The organism is Proteiniphilum sp. UBA5384 (genome assembly GCF_002410825.1).
Classification (GTDB): Bacteria; Bacteroidota; Bacteroidia; order Bacteroidales; family Dysgonomonadaceae; genus Proteiniphilum.
Genome location: NZ_DHOS01000022.1, coordinates 1 through 1931 on the forward strand (window position 1 = coordinate 1; position 1931 = coordinate 1931).

General features: G+C 43.7%; 1 protein-coding gene. It reads right to left on the reverse strand.

Going from position 1 to position 1931, the window contains the following annotated elements:
- Positions 1-113 precede the first annotated feature (113 nt).
- The coding region (locus B4G81_RS05060) for a DNA methyltransferase (protein ID WP_294080761.1) at positions 114-1931 on the reverse strand (1818 nt) is incomplete at its 5' end.

Genomic DNA, 1931 nt, shown 5'->3' on the forward strand with positions numbered 1-1931 from the left:
TTGGCAAAAGAAAACCACTTGCTTTCCAGTTCCGGTGTCAAGTGGCTCAATCGTGGTTTTAAATATTTTAGCTATTATGTTTTGCCCGTTTCGCTTGAAGATTATTGTTGAGGTCAAATAGCCTCACTCCTTTCGCCTATAAAGTCGAATAGGGTAGGAGTATTTATTTCCTCCTCGGCAGCTTTGCAATAACCCACGCCATCCCTAAAATAATCGGTACTAAGTTCTATTCCGTATCCCTCACGGCCTAGTTTTATTGCAGTAGCGAGAACAGTGAATAATCCTGCAAAGGGGTCAAAAACTATCTCTCCCGGATTGGAATACCGGTTGATAATTCTCTCAACTATATCAATTTGCAAAGGACAAACATGCATCTGTAGCCGCTTTTGGCTCTGTTGAGTATTGAGCGTTTTCATCCGGTTTATATCGTCCCAAACAGCATCGTCCCAACTACCGGGAGCAACGACCATAAATGAAGCAGGCAGCTTGCCTTGTTCGTCTAGTTTTTTAGTAAGTTCAACGTGTTCTTGGTAATTGTAAACATTTTCCCTTGAAAATTTACGGTAAACAGCTTGCAGATTTTTAACTGGAATAGTAGCTAGTTCGTCTTTGCTCATAAGCCGGTCCCCGGAACTGCGCCAAAATCCGTGGGCATCAATCTGCCACTGTGCGCGGGTATATTCTTGTTTACTTTTTACTACTGGCACATCGGCATAGGCCGTGCTGGTATCGCTGGGCAACTTGCGGAATAGCAAAATATACTCAGGACAACCTACACCCATCTTAGTACCATCTTTACATTGCTCAGTCCAGCCTAGGCGGTAAGTCTGGTTGTTTTCCCTTACTACGTCGGTAATAACGGTTATCCGTCCCATGTACTGGAATCCATGTTTGATGAAGTGAAATACCGTCATATCTGAAAAAGGATCCACCGTGGGCATTCCGGTCCCGGTAGTATTACCGAATAGGATTCGGTCTTTCACATGGATAGCCGCAACGCGCCCAGGCTTCAGTACCCTTAACAGTTCAGGAGTTAGATAATCCATTTGCTCAAAGAATCTGTCATTATCTTTGTTATGACCGAAGTCGTTATAGCTCGGTGTGTATTCGTAGTGGTTGCTAAAAGGGATACTGGTATGAATCAAATCAATACTATTGTCGGCCATTTCCGCAGTTTCCAAAATGCAGTCATTGTTGACTAAAGTAAAATGCTTTCCTTCGACCTTCACTCTCTCAACTCCAATGCTCCGGGCCAATTTATCAATCATTGAGGTATTGCTCAGCCCGTATTTTTTGACTATTTGTATCATCTTTTCAACCATGTAATCATGCTGTTTCCATTTCTCCAGTAGAACATCCAGGATAGCCCGTTCACTTTCGGTATAGATAATGTCTATTCGCACTTGTTCGGTCTGGAGGAAACGATATATCCGATGTATGGCTTGAATGAAGTCATTAAATTGATAATCAATGCCTACGAAAATGGCCCGGTGGCAATGTCTTTGGAAATTGCACCCGGACCCGGACAACTCTTTCTTTGTCGCAAAATATTTAATTCTACCTTCGGAAAAGTCAATTACCCGCTTCTCCCTGGTCTCCAGGTCTTGGCTGCCATAGATATCAATTACCTCAAGTACCGCTTTTTTTATTGCGTGTCGCTCCGCTTCAAGGTCATGCCACAGAATAAAATGGTCCTCAGGTGATTCTTTAATAATTCTGGCCATTTCTGAAACTCGGGCTTCTATACTCTCCCTCTTCTCTCTGGCGGCCTGAGTTAACCCTGCTGCAGCATCTCGAAACAGTTTGCCTTGACCGTCTCTTTCGGCACCAGCAGTGAGATGATTTACGGGTATCTCATGGTACCGGATATCCAAGGGCGGTAATTCATATCCTTCATCGGAATATCCCAGGTCTGATGGTTTCGTGACGAA